General features: G+C 49.0%; 9 protein-coding genes. 7 read left to right on the top strand and 2 right to left on the bottom strand.

Features of this window, described 5'->3' with window-relative positions:
• Positions 1-7 precede the first annotated feature (7 nt).
• The 6 genes from BFJ94_RS13505 (at position 8) to BFJ94_RS13480 (ending at position 10,993) form a co-directional block, all read left to right on the top strand.
• Positions 8-1,900: a sensor histidine kinase gene (locus BFJ94_RS13505; protein WP_120463144.1), complete on the top strand. Its 1,893-nt coding sequence runs from the start codon at positions 8-10 to the stop codon at positions 1,898-1,900.
• Positions 1,900-2,706 carry a response regulator transcription factor gene (locus tag BFJ94_RS13500; protein ID WP_120463143.1) on the top strand — a complete coding sequence of 269 codons (807 nt, stop codon included), beginning with the start codon at positions 1,900-1,902 and terminating at the stop codon, positions 2,704-2,706. Before BFJ94_RS13505 ends, BFJ94_RS13500 begins: the two co-directional genes overlap by 1 nt.
• Before the next feature lie 60 nt (positions 2,707-2,766).
• Entirely contained in the window at positions 2,767-5,808 is a 3,042-nt protein-coding gene (locus BFJ94_RS13495; RefSeq protein WP_120463142.1) for a glycoside hydrolase family 2 TIM barrel-domain containing protein, read from the top strand.
• Between the two features lie 262 nt (positions 5,809-6,070).
• A complete protein-coding gene (locus tag BFJ94_RS13490; protein ID WP_120463141.1) occupies positions 6,071-6,877 on the top strand; it encodes a MerR family transcriptional regulator in 807 nt (268 codons plus the stop codon).
• Positions 6,878-7,510: 633 nt separating this feature from the next.
• Positions 7,511-8,803: a group II intron reverse transcriptase/maturase gene (gene ltrA, locus BFJ94_RS13485; RefSeq protein ID WP_120463140.1), complete on the top strand. Its 1,293-nt coding sequence runs from the start codon at positions 7,511-7,513 to the stop codon at positions 8,801-8,803.
• Between the two features lie 204 nt (positions 8,804-9,007).
• Positions 9,008-10,993 (top strand): FAD-dependent oxidoreductase, encoded by a 1,986-nt coding sequence (locus BFJ94_RS13480; protein WP_120463139.1) that lies wholly within the window; start codon positions 9,008-9,010, stop codon positions 10,991-10,993.
• Between the two features lie 111 nt (positions 10,994-11,104).
• Here the strand turns inward: BFJ94_RS13480 and BFJ94_RS13475 are convergent, their stop codons facing one another.
• Both BFJ94_RS13475 and BFJ94_RS13465 read right to left on the bottom strand, forming a co-directional pair.
• Positions 11,105-13,264 (bottom strand): alpha-amylase family glycosyl hydrolase, encoded by a 2,160-nt coding sequence (locus BFJ94_RS13475; protein ID WP_120463138.1) that lies wholly within the window; start codon positions 13,262-13,264, stop codon positions 11,105-11,107.
• Between the two features lie 335 nt (positions 13,265-13,599).
• Positions 13,600-15,396 carry a glycoside hydrolase family 13 protein gene (locus BFJ94_RS13465; RefSeq protein ID WP_120463136.1) on the bottom strand — a complete coding sequence of 599 codons (1,797 nt, stop codon included), beginning with the start codon at positions 15,394-15,396 and terminating at the stop codon, positions 13,600-13,602.
• A gap of 538 nt (positions 15,397-15,934) precedes the next feature.
• Between BFJ94_RS13465 and BFJ94_RS13460 the strand changes: the two genes are divergently transcribed.
• Positions 15,935-17,254 carry a sugar ABC transporter substrate-binding protein gene (locus BFJ94_RS13460; protein WP_338044294.1) on the top strand — a complete coding sequence of 440 codons (1,320 nt, stop codon included), beginning with the start codon at positions 15,935-15,937 and terminating at the stop codon, positions 17,252-17,254.
• Positions 17,255-17,309: the final 55 nt, after the last annotated feature.

The raw sequence follows: 17,309 nt of genomic DNA, 5'->3' as shown, positions 1-17,309 counted from the left end.
TGAGAAAATGGGACAGACCGCATCGCGTAAAACCTCACGCTTGTTCAACAAGTTGAGCTTGCCACTCTTAGGTTTGATTGTGGTATTTATCGTCCTGTCCACGACGGCTTCCAGCTATATTCTGATTCAGGTTCAAAACAACCATACGCTAAAAATGGCGGAGCAGTCGATGGAGTTTGTACATCGGAATGTCTGGTATCAGTTTGATACCATGAAAAATGTAAGTGCGTTCGTGCGATCTAATCAATTTATTGATAACCTCATTGATCGTCAATATAAGGATGATTATGAGTCGATCGGTGATTTTTTTGAGCTGGAGAAGAATTTGCAAAATCTATCTCTCTTATCTCTGCTCCATAATGTTGCTTCAAATAATGCAGTTCAGACGACGTATAGCGTATCTATGATATTGGAGCCCACCAGCAGTCTTTATAGTGTTTCACCCGCCCATTTTTTCGGCGGAACTGGAATTTACCAGGCTAATGACCTGACAGATGCAGAATGGTACCAACGGCTGAATCGTAATGAGAGTGAAGGCGTGTGGTGGGCGCAACCTTTTGGTACGGGCAATGTGGTGTATTTGGCTAGTCGCAAGCTCAGCTATAAGGATGGCCGGAATATAGGCACGGTGATGGTTGGTGCGGATACTCGAAGCATCCAGGGCGTGATTGGTAATGCGCCTATTGATAAAGGCTACTATCTGCTGCTGGATGAGAAGGACCAGGTAATATATAGCGCCCGGCATTCATTTATGGAGAATTTGAGCGGAACGCCATATGTTCAATCACTTCATGGAGCCAAAGGGACCGTTAAAGCAACTGTAGATAATGAATCGTACAGAATTATGTACGACTCGTTCGATAATGGCTGGAAGCTGGTGGCCTTGGTTCCAGAGAGTCATTTTAGCCGCTATACCTTTATGATCTCGATGATCTGTGCAGTTATTGGTATCATTGCGCTATTGGTATCCGGGTTCTGGATGCATTCGATTGTTGTTCGTGTGACGGTTCCCATATCCCGTTTAGTTACAGCCATGCAGCGGAAGGATGTGCTGCAGCTGGAGCAGCCCCTGCCAAGCGACATCTCAGAAATCTATGAGATTAACGAATTGAACCAACAGTTCTCAGCAATGCTGGTTATGATTCGGCAACTGATTGAGAAGAGCTTCACTGAAGAAATTGAGCGGCGCCAATTGCAGCTGGAATTGTTGCAAGCTCAAATCAATCCTCATTTTTTGTATAATACATTGGATTTGATCAACTGCCGGGCATTGATTTCCGGGGATATGGAGACCAGCATGATCGTCCGTTCGCTTGCCAATGTGTTCCGTTATGGATTAAATAAAGGCAAGACCTGGATCCCCCTTAAGGATGAGGCTTGTCAGGTAGAAGCTTATTTAGACATTCAGAAGCAAATGCTGGATGACCTAATGATCAGCATAGATATTCCGGAGGAACTGGCCGCTGTACAGGTGATTCATTTAATTCTGCAGCCGCTTGCGGAAAATTGTATTGTACATGGATTTGCCAATAAGACGAGCGATTGTCGAATCGAGATTTCAGCTAGAAGAGAATTTGAAAGCGTTATCCTCCGAGTGGAGGACAATGGAAGTGGAGTAGATCCGGACTTGATGAACTACAGATTAGCTAGAGAGAGCAGCAAGGAGAAGAGTTCGGAGGGGGGCTATGGAACTTTAAATGTGCATCGTAGAATTTTGCTGAACTGCAAGGAACGGAAGGGAGATTATGGTCTGCGGTATATCAGAGTTTCTAACGGAACCTGTGTGGAAGCGGTTATGCCATTAATCGCAGACATTGATGAAGCAATCAAGAATGAAGGTGAACTTAGGCCTAGCTTGTTCGGAAATCCTGCACCGGAAGAGAGAATGGAGGATGAATAATGTATAAGCTGCTGGTAGCAGAAGATGTAAGGACTGTTCGGGAAGCCATTGTTCGCTCCATTGATTGGAGTGCGCTTGATGTAGAGGTCATCGGAGCACTGAGTAACGGTGAGGAGGTTCTAGAACAGCTGGATGCCCTTGCTCCTCATATTTTATTAACAGATATTAGTATGCCAAAGGTAAATGGCATCGAGCTGATCACAGATGTGCTGCAGCGGTATCCAGATATGAAATGCATTATCCTGTCAGGCTTGAATGAATTTGAATATGCCCGCAAGGCGATCTCACTACAAGTGTTGGATTACGTCTTGAAGCCGGTAGACCCGGAGCAGATTCAACGAGTGGTAGGGCTTGCCGTTGCTCAGCTCCGCAAGGAAGAAGAGGAGCGCAATGGGCTTGCTATGGCGGAGCAATTGGTGAGAGAGCAACTCCCCAATCTATCAGGTCAAATGCCACTAAACAGCATAGGCGGTAATGTTAAAAAGAAAAAACTGGTGGATCAGGCCCTTGAATATGTTTTGGCTCATTACATGAAGCGGAACTTGACCTTAAACGATATTGCCTCCCATGTTGGATTGAGTGAAAAATATCTGAACCAGGTGTTCAAAGAGGTGACTGGCACGACATTGAACCATGCTATTATCCAGGTGCGGATGGAAGCAGCGGTTAAGCTCCTTAAGGATCCGACGATCAAAATTTATGAGATATGTGATCAGATCGGATATACAGATCAGGATCATTTCCGGGATAGCTTCAAGAAGCATTATGGATTAACACCGACCGATTATCGAAATAAGTTTCTCTAGTTAATTTACTCAAAGGTTTGCGGTTGTTATCTTATGATTCGAAGGAAAGGATGAGTGTTCATGAAGAACCTGCCTAAATTGTGGGAAGATCCAGGGGAAATTCACGAAAATCGAGAGCCGGCACGCGCTCATTATATTCCCTATGCGGCGGTGGAGCACGCCAAGTCCAGGAAACGGGGGCGTTCGCCATTTTATCAGACCTTGAATGGGAACTGGAAATTTCAATATTTCTCAAGTGTGGTCAATGCACCCGATGGATTCTACACCGAAGAGAATGATGTGAGCGATTGGGACGATCTCATCGTTCCATCTTGTTGGCAGGTTAACGGATACGATCAGCTTCATTACACGAATGTGAGATATCCGTTTCCCGTAGACCCTCCTTATGTGCCTGATGATAATCCTGTAGGATTATATGTGCGTGATTTTCAGATACCTGTCGATTGGGCTGCAAAGGAGCAATATGTCGTATTTGAAGGGGTTAACTCCTGCTTCTATCTATGGGTAAATGGACAGTACGTCGGCTACAGTCAAGGCAGCCGCAATCCGGCAGAATTTATGCTCACCCCTTATCTCAAGGCGGGAGTCAACCGGATAGCTGTGCTGGTGCTTAAGTGGTGCGACGGTACATATTTGGAGGATCAGGACTGCTGGCGATATTCAGGAATTTTTCGGGATGTCTATCTTTTGGCTCGTGACAAGGTACATATTCGCGACGTGTTTAACCGTCAGGAATTTGGGGCTGATTACGAAAAAGCCACACTGCATGTTGAAGTGGATACAACGGGGCCGCTACAGGTGCAGGCCGAGCTCCGGGATGCAGAAGCGCAGCTCATAGGTTCTGCTGAAGGGTTCGTCGACGATTCCTCCACTCTGGTGATTAAGGTAGAGCGTCCTGTCCTCTGGAATGCGGAACAGCCGTATTTATATGATTTGTATGTACGGGCTGGTGAAGAGAGCTTAGCTTTTCAGGTGGGATTCCGCCACGTGGAAGTAGCGGACGGTGTATTCAAGCTGAATGGTCAGGCCTTAAAATTGAAAGGCGTTAATAGGCATGATTCGCATCCGCTGCTGGGACAGACGGTTCCGCTGAATCATATGAAGCATGATCTGCTGCTGATGAAGCAGCATAATATCAACACGGTGCGGACTTCCCATTACCCGAACGATCCTCGCTTCCTGGAGCTTTGCAACGAGCTAGGCTTCTATCTGGTCGATGAAGCGGATCTGGAATGTCATGGAATGAGTGTAGGGACTCCTTGGACTTCTGCTCAGACGGATGCTCTCAGTGAGGACCCGGACTGGCGGGATGCTTATCTTGATCGTGCTGAGCGTTTGGTGGAGCGAGATAAGAATCACCCCTCGGTACTGATCTGGTCGCTTGGCAATGAGTCAGGCTTTGGGGTTAACCATATCGCTATGGCTGAATGGATCAAGCTGCGAGATCCATCCCGTCTGGTCCATTACGAAGGAGCACCTAGTTCACAGTCCGAACCTGAAAGTACCCGAAGCCTCGACCTTGATAGCTGGATGTATGGCTCTGTAGAGAGCTGCGCCGAATATGGCCGTGACGAACATAACAGGAAGCCACTCTTTCTATGTGAATACAGTCATGCCATGGGCAATGGTCCGGGCGATCTGCGTGATTATTGGGAAGTATTCGAGACCTACCCTAAGTTGATGGGTGGTTGTGTGTGGGAATGGGTGGACCATGGAATTCTGACCCATACAGAGGATGGAACCCCTTATTATGCATATGGCGGAGACTTTGGAGATCAGCCGAATGACGGCAATTTCTGCATAGACGGACTGGTATCACCAGATCGTGTACCTCATGCCGGATTGTTGGAGCTGAAGCAAGTGCTTGCACCGGTCCGAGTGGAGGCGGTAGATCTTGCTGCCGGCCGGGTGCGAATCGGTAACCGTTATGATTTTATGGATCTTTCTCATATTGCAACTTATTGGAGACTCCTGGAGGATGATGTACTTATTGATCAAGGCAAATTACACGGACTAAATGCGGCGCCGCATGAATGGGAGACCGTAATTCTGCCATACACACTCCCTTCTAATCCTGGACGCCTGGTGCTCCAGCTCTCCTTCCGGCTTGACCGGGAGATGGAGTGGGAGGGGCCTGGTTATGAATTGACATTTGCTGAATTGGAATTTCCAGGAGAACAGTCGGGGGTTGCAAGGGAAGCTACTATAAGTCGGACATTGCCTGCCAAAGGAAGGCTTAGCGCCCAAGAAGCTGACGGCAAGCTGCTGCTGAATGGCTTCGACTTCCGATATGAGTTTGATCTGAATCGGGGGGCTCTTATTAAGCTGGAACGGGACGGACTCGAGCGGCTGGCAGCCCCCGCGGTGCTAAGCATCTGGCGTGCGCCTACAGACAATGATCGTAATATCCGACAGGCATGGGAGCAGTTAGGCTATGACAAGGCGGCGATGAAGGTATATCGGTCGGAATGGGAGGTAGACTCGAACGGTGGCATTTGCATTGGTATTGAGTACTCGCTCGGGGCTTATATTCATGCACCGTTTTTACGAGGACGGATGGAGTGGAAGGTGGCCTCATCCGGGGAATTGACCTTGAAGACGACAGCAGAAGTGGGGGAGAAGCTGCCTTGGCTGCCGCGCTTTGGACTTGAGCTTGTATTAGCGCCTGGAAATGAGGAAGTGGAATACTCCGGGTTCGGGCCACACGAGAGCTATATCGACAAGCGCTTGAGTGTACGACGGGGTGTCTATTTAACCAACGTAGATCATATGTTTGTACCTTACATTGTGCCGCAGGAGTTTGGTTCACGATATGATACGAACTGGGCCATTGTTTCAAATGAACAGGGGATGGGATTGCGCATTGATGCACCGCAGCCGTTCTCATTCCAGGCTACTCACTATAAGGCGCAGGATCTCACTGCGGCCACTCACCTTCACAAGCTGAAGAGACGGCCAGAGACCTATGTCCATCTGGATTATCGGATGAGTGGAGTCGGCTCAAATTCTTGCGGACCGGAACTGGCCGAAAGGTATCGGATTGAAGAGAAACAGATCACCTTTGAACTAATCCTGAAACCGATAAACAAAGAAGATGAATAATTATGATATTTTGCTGTTTTTCGTTTTTAGGGGGATGTTGCAAAACATTCCCCTTTACAGGCTTTGAGGTATCAGTTTGTAGCAGTCGGGACTGCATTTACGCCAGAAGATCCCACGAAGACAATTAGAAACGGTGATGAAACCACCGCTACCCCAACAAGCACGTTGTTATGAGAAAAAATTCACAATATCATTTTATTATTTACCCTAAGATATAGATAACTATATTTTTAGGGTGTTTTTGTGACAAGGGGGGGCTCGTATGAGATATTCTATCGGAGAATTTGCATCGATAACCGGCGTATCGGCGGATACTTTACGGTTATACGAGAAGCAGGGCATTATAAGGCCGCTTAAGGATCACAGCAACAATTACAGGTATTATTATGATCTGGATGTTCGAAGCTTGCTGGTGAGTCGGTTGTACCGGAGCTTGAATATTCCGCTGCAGGACGTGTCTGAATTGATTAATGGAGCGACGGCGCAGCGGGTTCAACAGCAAATCCTTCAGTCGAAGACGAATCTGGAGGGACAAATTCGCAGGAGTACGCTGCTTCTGAATAAGATGAACGAGATCCAGGCTGAACTGGAGCAGATTGAGGAAAGATTGTATAAGTGCCGGATCAAGCAATTAACGGCTAGATACCGGCTTAAGCAAACGAGTCAGGACCGTTTATTGAAGGAGCCGTATTTAAAAGAAATGGTAAACGAATGGATGGAACTGCTGCCCTTCACATTCTTTTGCTTCCGGATTGAGAACTGGAATGATACGCCGGGCAATCATCTTCTTAAATACAGCTGGGGAATGACTTTGACGCAAGACGATTTGCTGAATTTGAATGTCGGGGTTAGCGATCGCGTGGAATACCTTCCTCCTGTCCGCTGTCTGTCTTCGGTAATCCGGACTTCGGCGGAGGATAGCTTCTCGGCTGATGCTTTCCGGTTTATGCTGGATGAATTGGCTGCAAAAGGGCATAAGGTTACAGGAGATATTACGGGGAAATTATTGCTAAATGAATATATTCAGGAGGCCCAGGGCTCTTATCTCGAAATTAATATTCCTTTTTAAGTAATTTATTAATTCCGCTAACCAGTTTGTGATTGATGCATCATCATATTTAGCGAATGATTAAATCTCAAGGTAGGTCATTTTTTTGACCTGCTTTGAGATTTTTTTCACATAGCGTGCCCAGAGGCACGCATCTTCTAACCGGTGAAAGTCCGGCCACGGGAGGAGCCAAGTCCCTGTGTAGCTAGGATACTTGCGGACGGCGAAATCTGTACGTAAAAGCGTATCGACAAAAGTACCTGTCAGAGACAGGGCGAGCGACATACCAGGCCGTAACATGAAGTGAATCCTGCCGCGTCGTCAAAAAGGCCTCGCAAGAGGGAAAAGAGGAAGCCGAGTCTCGTATGTATGGACGAAGGCCATGGAAGCTGTTAAGAACTTGGAGCGACAGTGAAGAATCCTCCGGCGTATAGGGAGCGGCATGGTATGAAAGAAGATGCAGTGAACTGGGGAGACCCTCCCCTGCACGAAAAAAAATCGTAAAGAGGCACTCTATAAGCCCAAAAGGTGAAGTGAGTCGTCTGCAGGAAGGGAGTCCGAAGGGCCCATATTACCGAAGAACCGCAGGACAACACAACCTGCGGGAGGAAAGGAGCCCTACTTTGTTCATGTTTCTTAAGGAGGTACGAGTTAGTGAATGCCAAACGGCTAACAACACCAAAGGAAAACGTTCAACAACTCCAAAAGAAACTAGGTCTTGCGGCCAAGGAGAACAAGAAGCGCAGATTCCACGCGCTGTACGACAAGGTCTACCGAATGGATATTTTGTGGGAGGCATGGCGAAGGGTAAGGGCTAACAAAGGATCATCGGGAGTCGATGGTGAAACGTTTTCGGACATTGAGAAGCAAGGAGAGAGTTACTTCCTGCTAGAATGTCACCGGATCCTTAAGGAAGGACACTACAAGCCACAACCTGTCCGCCGTCATTACATCCCGAAGAAAGACGGGAAGCAAAGACCGCTGGGCATCCCCACCGTTCGAGATCGTGTCATACAAATGGCAACAAAACTGGTTATGGAACCGATCTTTGAAGCGGATTTCCAGGATAGCTCATTTGGGTTTCGTCCGAAGAAAAGCGCGAAGCAAGCACTCGACCGAATCCGGAAAGCATGCAATCGCAAAGGGAATTGGGTGGTCGACGTCGACATCCAAGGCTACTTCGACAACATCAACCAAGAGAAGTTAATGAAGCTGGTAGAAATGCGAATCAGCGACAGACGTATCTTGAAACTGGTACGGAAGTGGCTACAAGCGGGAGTAATGGAGGAAGGAACGGTCAGGTGCTCAGATTTGGGAACGCCACAGGGCGGGGTCATATCTCCGCTTTTGGCAAATATCTATCTGAACTACTTTGACATTCTGTGGGAAAGACATGGCAGTGGATACGGAGAACTGACGCGATACGCAGATGATTTCGTAGTCGTGTGCAAGACGAAGAAGGACGCAGACCGATCGTACGAACTTATTCGAGCGATCATGGAGCGTCTTGAACTCACATTGCATCCGACCAAAACGCGCATTGCTGGACTCTGGACTGGAGAAGAAGGCTTCGATTTTCTCGGCATGCATCATCGCAAGATGAGGGCTGAAACCTCAAAAGGAAAAGCGTACTACACAACCCAGCAATGGCTGACACGGAAAGCAGAAGAGCGTATCCGGGAAGTCGTGAGGGACCGTTTGGCACCACCGAATATGCGGCATAAGTCATTTTTAGAACACGTAGAATGGCTAAACCCCAAAATTCAAGGATGGCGGAACTACTATTACACCGCCTACAGCCAGCGGAAAATGGCAAAGTTGGATTGGTACATCACGCAAAGACTTGCGAGATGGTATGCGAAGAAGCGGCAACGTGCGCGATGGATGAGTTCCGTTCGCGAGGTCAGGCTTATAGCCAATCAATGTGGACTTAAAACGCTCTTGTAAACTGCATGCACATGAATGACGAACATCGGAAAGCCGTATGAGGGAAAACCTCACGTACGGTTTGATGAGGAGGGGCTGAAATTTTCAGCCCTTTACTCTAGATCTTCATTGACCTTGGAGCTGCACCAATGTTTAAGCTTTGGCTGTAGCCTTAGGGACAAAAGAAGAGGGGGCTGCGTAAACCAAAAGGAGGAGGAATTAGAAATGCGCAGAAAATCCGTTTACAGATTTGCGATTATTTCAGTATGCCTGGTTATGATTCTGTCGATGCTAGGGGGATGCAAAGGGAATTCAGACAAGCCGCAAGCAGAAAATTCAGCGAACAGCAATTCGGAACAGTTAACGCCGCAAAAAGAAAATACCGTAAACAAGATGTCCTTTATACCCGGAATCTATACAGCGGAGTCCAAGGGGAAAGAGGGGACGATTCAGATCGAAGTTACCTTTACGGAGGATCAACTTACGGATATTAAAGTACTGAGCCAAGGCGAAACCGCAGGAATTGGTGATGCTGCACTCGACACCTTAAAGGAGCAAATTATTGATGGCCAGACGTTAGCCGTAGACGCCGTATCCGGAGCATCCGAGACAAGTGCCGGTTTGCTGGCCGCGGTGGAGGATGCCGTGAAACAGGCAGGAGGGGACGTTGAAGCTTTTAAGTCAAATGCGGTAAAGAAGCCGGGCGAAGGTTTAACGGAGCAGCTTGCGGCGGACGTAGTTGTCGTAGGCGCAGGCGCATCAGGCGTATCGGCAGCCGTATCGGCGGCAGACAAAGGGGCCAAAGTCATTATTATTGAGAAGACGGCAACGATCGGCGGTGCGAGCAACTTGTCCTGGGCCGGTAAATTTTATAATTCTTCCGCATCGTTGAATGAAGGCTTGAAAGTTAACGTAGAGCAGGAAATAGCCGATTGGATCTATAACAATCATTGGCGCGTTGACGCTGCTGCGATCCGGCAATATGTCATGAAGTCCGGAGAAACGTATGACTGGCTGGCGGATAAAGGTTATAAGACCATGTTCATGAATTTCGCTGGCGAGCCGCTGCACGTGCTTCCTGCTTATGATACCCGTCAGGAATTACTGAGGAACATGTTGGCGGAATCCGTTGAGAAGAACGGGGGCCAGGTGATTACCGAGACGACCGCTAAGAAGCTGATGACTGGAACGAATGGCGAAGTTACAGGAGTTATAGCAGAGAAGAAGGACGGAACTACACTTGAGGTTACAGCTAAGAGCATTGTGATGGCAACCGGTGGTTATGCGGCCAACAAAGAGATGGTTAAGGAAGTCTTTGGATTCGAAGGCATCAATGGGGGGCTGGGACAAAATATCGGCGAAGGGCTGGAGATGGCATGGGCGGCTGGAGCCAAGGTTCCAGACAACCTCGGAGGCCAAATGCTGCACCAAACGCTTGCCAGAGCTACTGGCAAGCTGAAGGAGCAATACTCTTCATTTGAAGCCAGCTATCCGCTGATGCTCAGCTATTTGCCGAACTTTATCAATGTCGGGCCATCCGGGGCAAGATTCCGCGACGAGGCGGCTACATTGGAAGCGGTAGCTGCCGCTAATACAAGTGCTTTTAATGGCCCTTATCATTTGGTTATCGTGTCTCAATCACAAATCGATGCACTGACCGCACAAGGCATGAATGGCGTGAAAGCGCCTAGACTTCCAGGCATGCCGCCGGAATTTTATGCCGACTTCCAGGATCAATTCAAGCTGGATACGCCTTGGAAAAATGCACAGCAAGTCTTTGATTCGATGGTGGAGAACGGAGACGGATACAAGGGCGGCACTATCGAGGAGTTGGCGAAGAACGCTGGCATGGATACTGATGTATTTAAGAACACCTTCAACAAATATCAAGAAGCTATTCGCACCGGGGTGGATGTCGAGTTCGGCAAATCCAAGGCTTATTTGCAATTGATGGGAGAGAGCGGTCCATATTACGCCATTATCGCTGAGATCAACAACCTCGGCTCAGTAGGCGGCTTGCTCGTTAATACCGATTTTCAGGTATTGAATGACAAGCGCGTCCCGGTCCCTGGATTGTTCGCGGTAGGTCTGGAATCGGAAGGTGTACTGTTTAATGATACCTATGTCGGCAACGGCGTCGGAATCGGTTATTCATTTACTTCCGGTCGTCTTGGCGGCGATCGTGCGGCCGCTAAAGCGTTGGCCAACTGATTTTTACTTTAGGTCTTGAAGTAGTTAAACAATCCGTTTAATCATTTGATTCCAATTAAGGTCCAGCCGAGGGGATGCCCCGGCTGGACCTTTGTGCTCTTGAGCTGGGGATTACGGCTGCCAGTCGACTACAACAGTGCCGACACCGCTGGCTGGTGTTATATAACTGTGGTTGGCTCCGCCTTCCCAGGTGACAGCACTACCGTTCTTTTTTATGAATTTGAATTGCAGTTCCGTTCCGGCAGGCACACTGACATCATAGTACCAGGACGGATAGGCGGCAATGATCTGATTGAATAAAGGGCCGATTGCCTTGTTCGGGTCCCAGTTGCCGAGCTCGGGAGTATTGCCTGTCAGGTAAACATTCTCGCCGTATACGGTGCTGGCATGGTTCACGATGAAACGGACCGATACCTGATCCCCAGTCAGTAAGTTGAAGCTACTGTAGCTGTTGCTGTCTACGGAGGAGGCGCTACGAACCTTCACGTTATGCGTGCCGGGTGTAGCCGCCGGAACGATCACTTGAATCTGGGAATCCTCCCACTGAATGATCTGGCTTCCAGAGACCGCCGTTGTGCCGAAGTAGACGGTTCCTTTGGCATTGCCAAAGCCCCGCCCGTCGATCGTCAGTGTCGTCCCGGCTGTCCCCAGATCCGGTCCGATATTGCCGATGATCGGAGCCGTCTCGTCAGTGGTAAATTGCCATACGGCAGCGGCTCCGGCCGGAAGGTTGAAGGCCGTTACGGAGCCCGTATTGCCGACCGTTATGCCGTTACCATCGAGCAATCCTCCCAGCAGATCCGCGTAGGAGCCGGCAGGAAGTGATGTCTGTAGGCCGGTAATCGATGCGGCGGCAGTCTCACTGCGGTTAATGGCCACCAGCGCGATGCTGCTGCCGAATTTCCGCTCGTAAACATAAACATCGTTATTGATCCAGCGCTCCTGGGTATTGCCGTAAGCAATAGCCGGATTGGACTTGCGAAGCGGAGCCAGCTTGCCGATGACTTTATAGGCTGTGGTAGCCGTCGAGAAGCTGCTCATGAAGGCGCGGTTTGCCGGATCACCGTTGCCTGCCATGTATTGCTCCGTACCGTAATAAATAGCCGGAACACCGCGCGAGGTAAGCGTAAAGGCCAGTGCCTGCTCCAGGCGGCGGTTATTGTTACCGAGCTTGAAGCGGTCCATATCATGATTGTCAATGAATGTGACCTGGTCTTGAATATGCGTGTAATCGGCTGCGGTTCCTGCAAGTATGCTGTTCAAGCCGTACATATTGTCAGTGTTGTCGCGGAATACCTGGCGAACCTTTTGTCCGAATCGAAAATCCAGCAGACTCATGCCCGATTCATTGGCGAAGCTGACGTTGCTCGGATCATTCTCGCCGACTCCGAGGAACCATTCGCCGAAGGTAAACACCGGCTTATATCCCGAAATGTAAGCTACCCAGTTCTTCTGCCAGCCTTCCGGCATATGCTTTACCGCGTCTACCCGGATGCCGTCGATGCCCATATCCAGCCAAAGCTTGATGGCCTCCTTGAAGTAGGCGTCTGTTTTGTTGTTGTGGTGATTGATGTCAGCCAAATCATACAGATTACGATAAATGCCATCTTCTAACGATGAAAAATCCGTTCCCTGATTATGATGGAAAATTCCGTTCGTATCCCCAGTGTAACCGGCGATCAGGCTGCCATTATCGTACAGCCGCCCATTCTCGGCGAAGGAGGGCTGCGTCTCGGAAGCCGGGGAAGTGTGGTTCGGCGCAAAATCGATAATAATTTTAATATTATGGGCATGAGCGGTGTCGATCAGTTCCTGAAAATCGCTCATGCTGCCAAACGCCGGATTTGTCCGTTTGAAATCGCGAGCCCAATAGCCATGGTAAGACGTGTTGTTTACGCTGGAGTAGTCGATGATGCTGTATATATTTTCTACAGGCTGGGAGATCCACAGCGCGCTGATGCCCATTCCCGCAAAATAGCCGTCGGTGATTTTATCGATGATTCCCTGCCAGTCTCCGCCGCAGTATAGCTTAAGATTCGTGCAGCCCGGAGAAAATGCGGCACCGGACGGATTGTTGGAAGGATCTCCGTCCGCGAAGCGGTCGGTAACGATCTGATAGATGACATCGGTGGAGAACCCTTGCTTGTTCAGAACCGATGTATCGGGAGCGGCGTTTGCCGTAGGAACAGCAAAAGACGGAGCGAGCCATGCTGTAAAGAGACAGGTGGAAGCAAGCAGTGTGATAATTGATTTTTTAATCATCCGTTTCATTGATCAAACCGCCTTTCAAGCTTTTTATACTGTTTCTGCACGTACACACTACCATGGACACCAAGCCAAGCGCTGAATGTAGTCGGCCTCCTCCTTTCTCGACGCCAATGCAAATAACCCCGCAATCTTCTCTTGAAGATTACGGGGTTGTTCCTGATTCGGAATATGATCAGGAAAGCAGCGCCCTCAAATTGTAGATCGGCACCCTTGCCCAGCTTTGCAGAATAAAAACAAGAATGCGCCTTCATTTTAAATGGCCATTCTATTTTTGTCAAATACTAACAGTAAAAAGTTTTGGACTACAGTGCCGGGCAACACCGGGTCTGGAACGAGCTCTAACGAGCGGATAGAAGGATTGCGTCGCTGCCAGTATCCGCAGAAATATGCAGGATGGCGTATCCAAAGTCAGGGAGTACCACTTGCATCGTCCCCTCGTCTCTCTGGACATCGGCATCGCTGCAGGCATCCAGCCACATTCTGTTCATCCCGCTGCTCTGCAGGGTGACGGAGCATTCGTTCTCGTTATTGTTCAGGAGCAGCAGAAAGCGGTCCTGTTCGTCGCGTCGTTCGTAAGCGAGCAACTGAGGGTGCCCAGTGACTGTTAGAAAGCGTAGGCCGCTACCGCGTAATGCAGGGTGAGCTTTGCGCATGGCGATAAGGCGGCGGAAGAAGCCCAGCAGCTCGCGATCCTGCTTACCGGGGTCCCACTCCATGCATTTGCGGTTGTAGGGATCATGCTCTCCGTCGAGGCCGATCTCATCCCCATAGTAGATGCAGGGCGTCCCCTGAAAGGTCAGCTGGAACAGCACTGCAAGCTTCATCAGCCGTTTATTGCCGCCGCACAGCGTCAGCAACCTGACGGTATCGTGGCTGCCCAGCAGGTTGAACGCGGCCTCGGTGACCTGCTGCGGGAAGTTGGCCAACTGGGCGTTGATGCTCTGAGCAAACTGAATGGCGTCAATGCGTCTTCTAGCGAAGAAATCAAGCACGATGTTGGTGAACGGGTAATTCATCACAGCATCGAACTGGTCGCCCTGAAGCCACAGCATCGCATCATGCATAATTTCCCCGAGCAGGTAGGCGTCTGGATTCGCCTTCTTGATCTCGCGCCGGAACTCGCGCCAGAATGTATGGTCCACCTCGTTGGCCACGTCGAGACGCCAGCCGTCCAGCCCCAGCTCGTCGATCCAATACCGCCCGACCTCCAGCAGATAGTTCTTGACCTCCTGGTTGCCCGTGTTCAGCTTTGGCATAATCGGCTCGAAGCCGAAGGTGGCATAGTTCGGAATGCCGTCCTCCTCCTTGAGCGGCCAATCCCTGATATGGAACCAGTCGGCATAGCGGGAGGCGGGTCCGTTCTGCTGAACATCAACAAAGGGCGGAAATGTGTGCCCGCAATGGTTGAAGACGCCGTCCAACAGTACCCGGATGCCCCGGGTATGACAGGCGTTAACCAGTTCCTTCAGCTTCTCATTCGTGCCGAATTGTGGATCGACAAGCATATAATTTTGCGTGTCGTACTTGTGATTAGTGGTCGCGGCGAACAATGGATTGAAATAGATCGCATTGATTCCCAACTCAACAAGATAATCTAGATTATCAAGCACGCCTTGCAGATCGCCGCCAAAAAAATTGGTTGGGCTCGGCACATCGCCCCATTCCAGCACCCCTTCCGGGTCGATGGATGGATCGCCCTTGGCGAATCGCTCGGGAAAGATCTGGTAGAAGACTGCTTCCTTGACCCATTCTGGCGGGGAGTGAACATCCTCAGGGCTCAGATATGGGAAATCGAACAGCCCCTCATAAAGAATCGTTGGAGGCGTATTGAAGAATCCCTTCTCCAGAAAATAGACGGTCTCGCCCGCTTCCCCATAGAGGGCAAAATAATAGACAACCCGCCGAAATCGTGGTGATATAGTGGCTTGCCAGTAATCGAACAGGCCGTCTGAACCGAACCGTTCCATGGCAATGGATTCGTTATATTTATCCCAGTTATATTTGTCGCCACACTCCAGCCGTACCTGCGTCACATTGCCACGTTTCGTGCGGAGACGGATGTGTACGGTCGATTCGTTATAGGCATAGGACCAATTCAGTCCGCTGCGATGATATACCGCTTCCAGCTCAATCATTAATGATGGCCTCCTTCAGGCAAGAGAACGCAAAAAGGGTCCAACCTCTGAATAAACCGAGGTTGAACCCGAAAGTTTCATTGCCTTTAAATTTCCCCCATCTTAACACATGGTTTCCATGTTGGCAACAGCTTTAATAAGTCGGCTTGGAGGACAGGTATTTATTTAAAATAATTATTCTTTAGTGAGTAATGAAGAAGAAAATGGAGATATTGGACTATAACAGAGGAAAAGTTAATGATTTCAATGAATTTAAGTAATATTACGATAAATTCCCTCAATTTTAATATTTGCAAACGTTTTCTCGTAAATCTTATAATGAAAGTGTCTTAATAGTTCTAGTGGAGAATACAACCGCTTGAGACAATTTAAAGGCGCTGCTACCCCAAGGGTACAACCTCGACAATCATTCGATTTGTAGAGAGTTGTACTCTTTTTTTTATAGTCACAAGGAGTTAGTGGGTAGAGGTATTTTTTACAGAATTGGTATAACGTTTGCACAAAGAAAAAGAAACTCAATCAAGAAAGGGTGGACAATGTGAGGTTGAAACAAAAAGCGAAGTTGCGACAATGGGTTATCGGTCTGGTTAGTGTAATGTTGGTTCTCAGTCTGGCGGCATGCGGGGGCAGCAACGGAGGCAATTCAAGCCCGAACAGTGCACAACCATCTAACACATCCGATACGCCTCCGGCTTCTACCGAGAACGAAGAGGAGTATTTACCGGAACCTGGAGCCAAGTTGACGGTATGGGAATCACAAGAGCAAATGGAGTATATGGAGAAAGTCGCGGCCGAATTCGAGAAGCAGTATGGAGTACAGGTCAAGCTGGAAGTCGTAGCCGGCGGGGATCAGGGCACTCGTCTAGCGACTGACGGACCATCGAAGCTTGCAGCAGATGTCCTTACAATGCCTCATGATCAGATCGCTCAAGCGGTTAAAGCAGGTCTTCTTCTGCCTAACGATTTGTTCGAGGATGAGACACGCGCTGTCATGGAGGATTCCGCAATCAAAGCAGTATCTTATGATGGAGTTCTGTACGGCTATCCAAAATCGGTTGAGACGTACGCCATGTACTATAACAAAGACATTTTCCCTGAAGCTCCGAAAACTTGGGACGAAATTATAAGCTTCGCGGAGACCTACACGGATACCAAGCAAAATAAATACGCCATTATGTGGGAGTTCGTTGGGTATTATACCTATCCATTCGTCAGCACGCTCGGAGGCTACTTCTTCGGTAATGATAACACCGATCCAACCGATATCGGTTTGAATAACGAAGGAGCGGTTCAAGGGTTTGAGCTGCTGAAGAGCCTTAAAAAAATTCTGCCTATGAATGCGGGAGATGTGTCCTATGACGTGAAGACGCAGTTGTTCCAGGAAGGTAAGTTGGCTTTGAATATCGACGGGCCATGGTCGATAGCGGCATTCAAAGACAAAGTCAACTTCGGAGTTGCTCCCTTGCCAGCGATGTCAAACGGCGAAGTATCTCATTCTTTCTCTGGCGTGAAAGCTTACTTTGTTAACTCTTACACCGAATATCCGATTGCTTCTCGCCTTTTCTCCAACTTCGCGGCTAATAAGGAGAACCAGTTGTTGAACTACCAGATGACGGGAGCCATTCCAGCGAACAAGGAAGCAGGAGAGGACCCTACAATCAAGAATGATCCTGTTATCAGTGGGTTCTATGGGCAGTTCTCTCACTCCACGCCGATGCCGACTATCGGGGAGATTAATGCGGTATGGGATCCGCTTCAAGCGGCGTTTAGAACAATCTGGGACGATCCGAAGGCGGACGTCAAGACCACACTGGATACGATGGTCGATACAATCAAGACAAGTATTTCATCCAATTAGTTCGATCTTTTTTCAAAAGACTCCACCCGATCGCCCCAGCGGTCGGGTGAAGTCG

The organism is Paenibacillus aceti, assembly GCF_003614185.1.
GTDB lineage: Bacteria > Bacillota > Bacilli > Paenibacillales > Paenibacillaceae > Fontibacillus > Fontibacillus aceti.
This window is presented reverse-complemented; position numbering and strand designations above follow the sequence as displayed.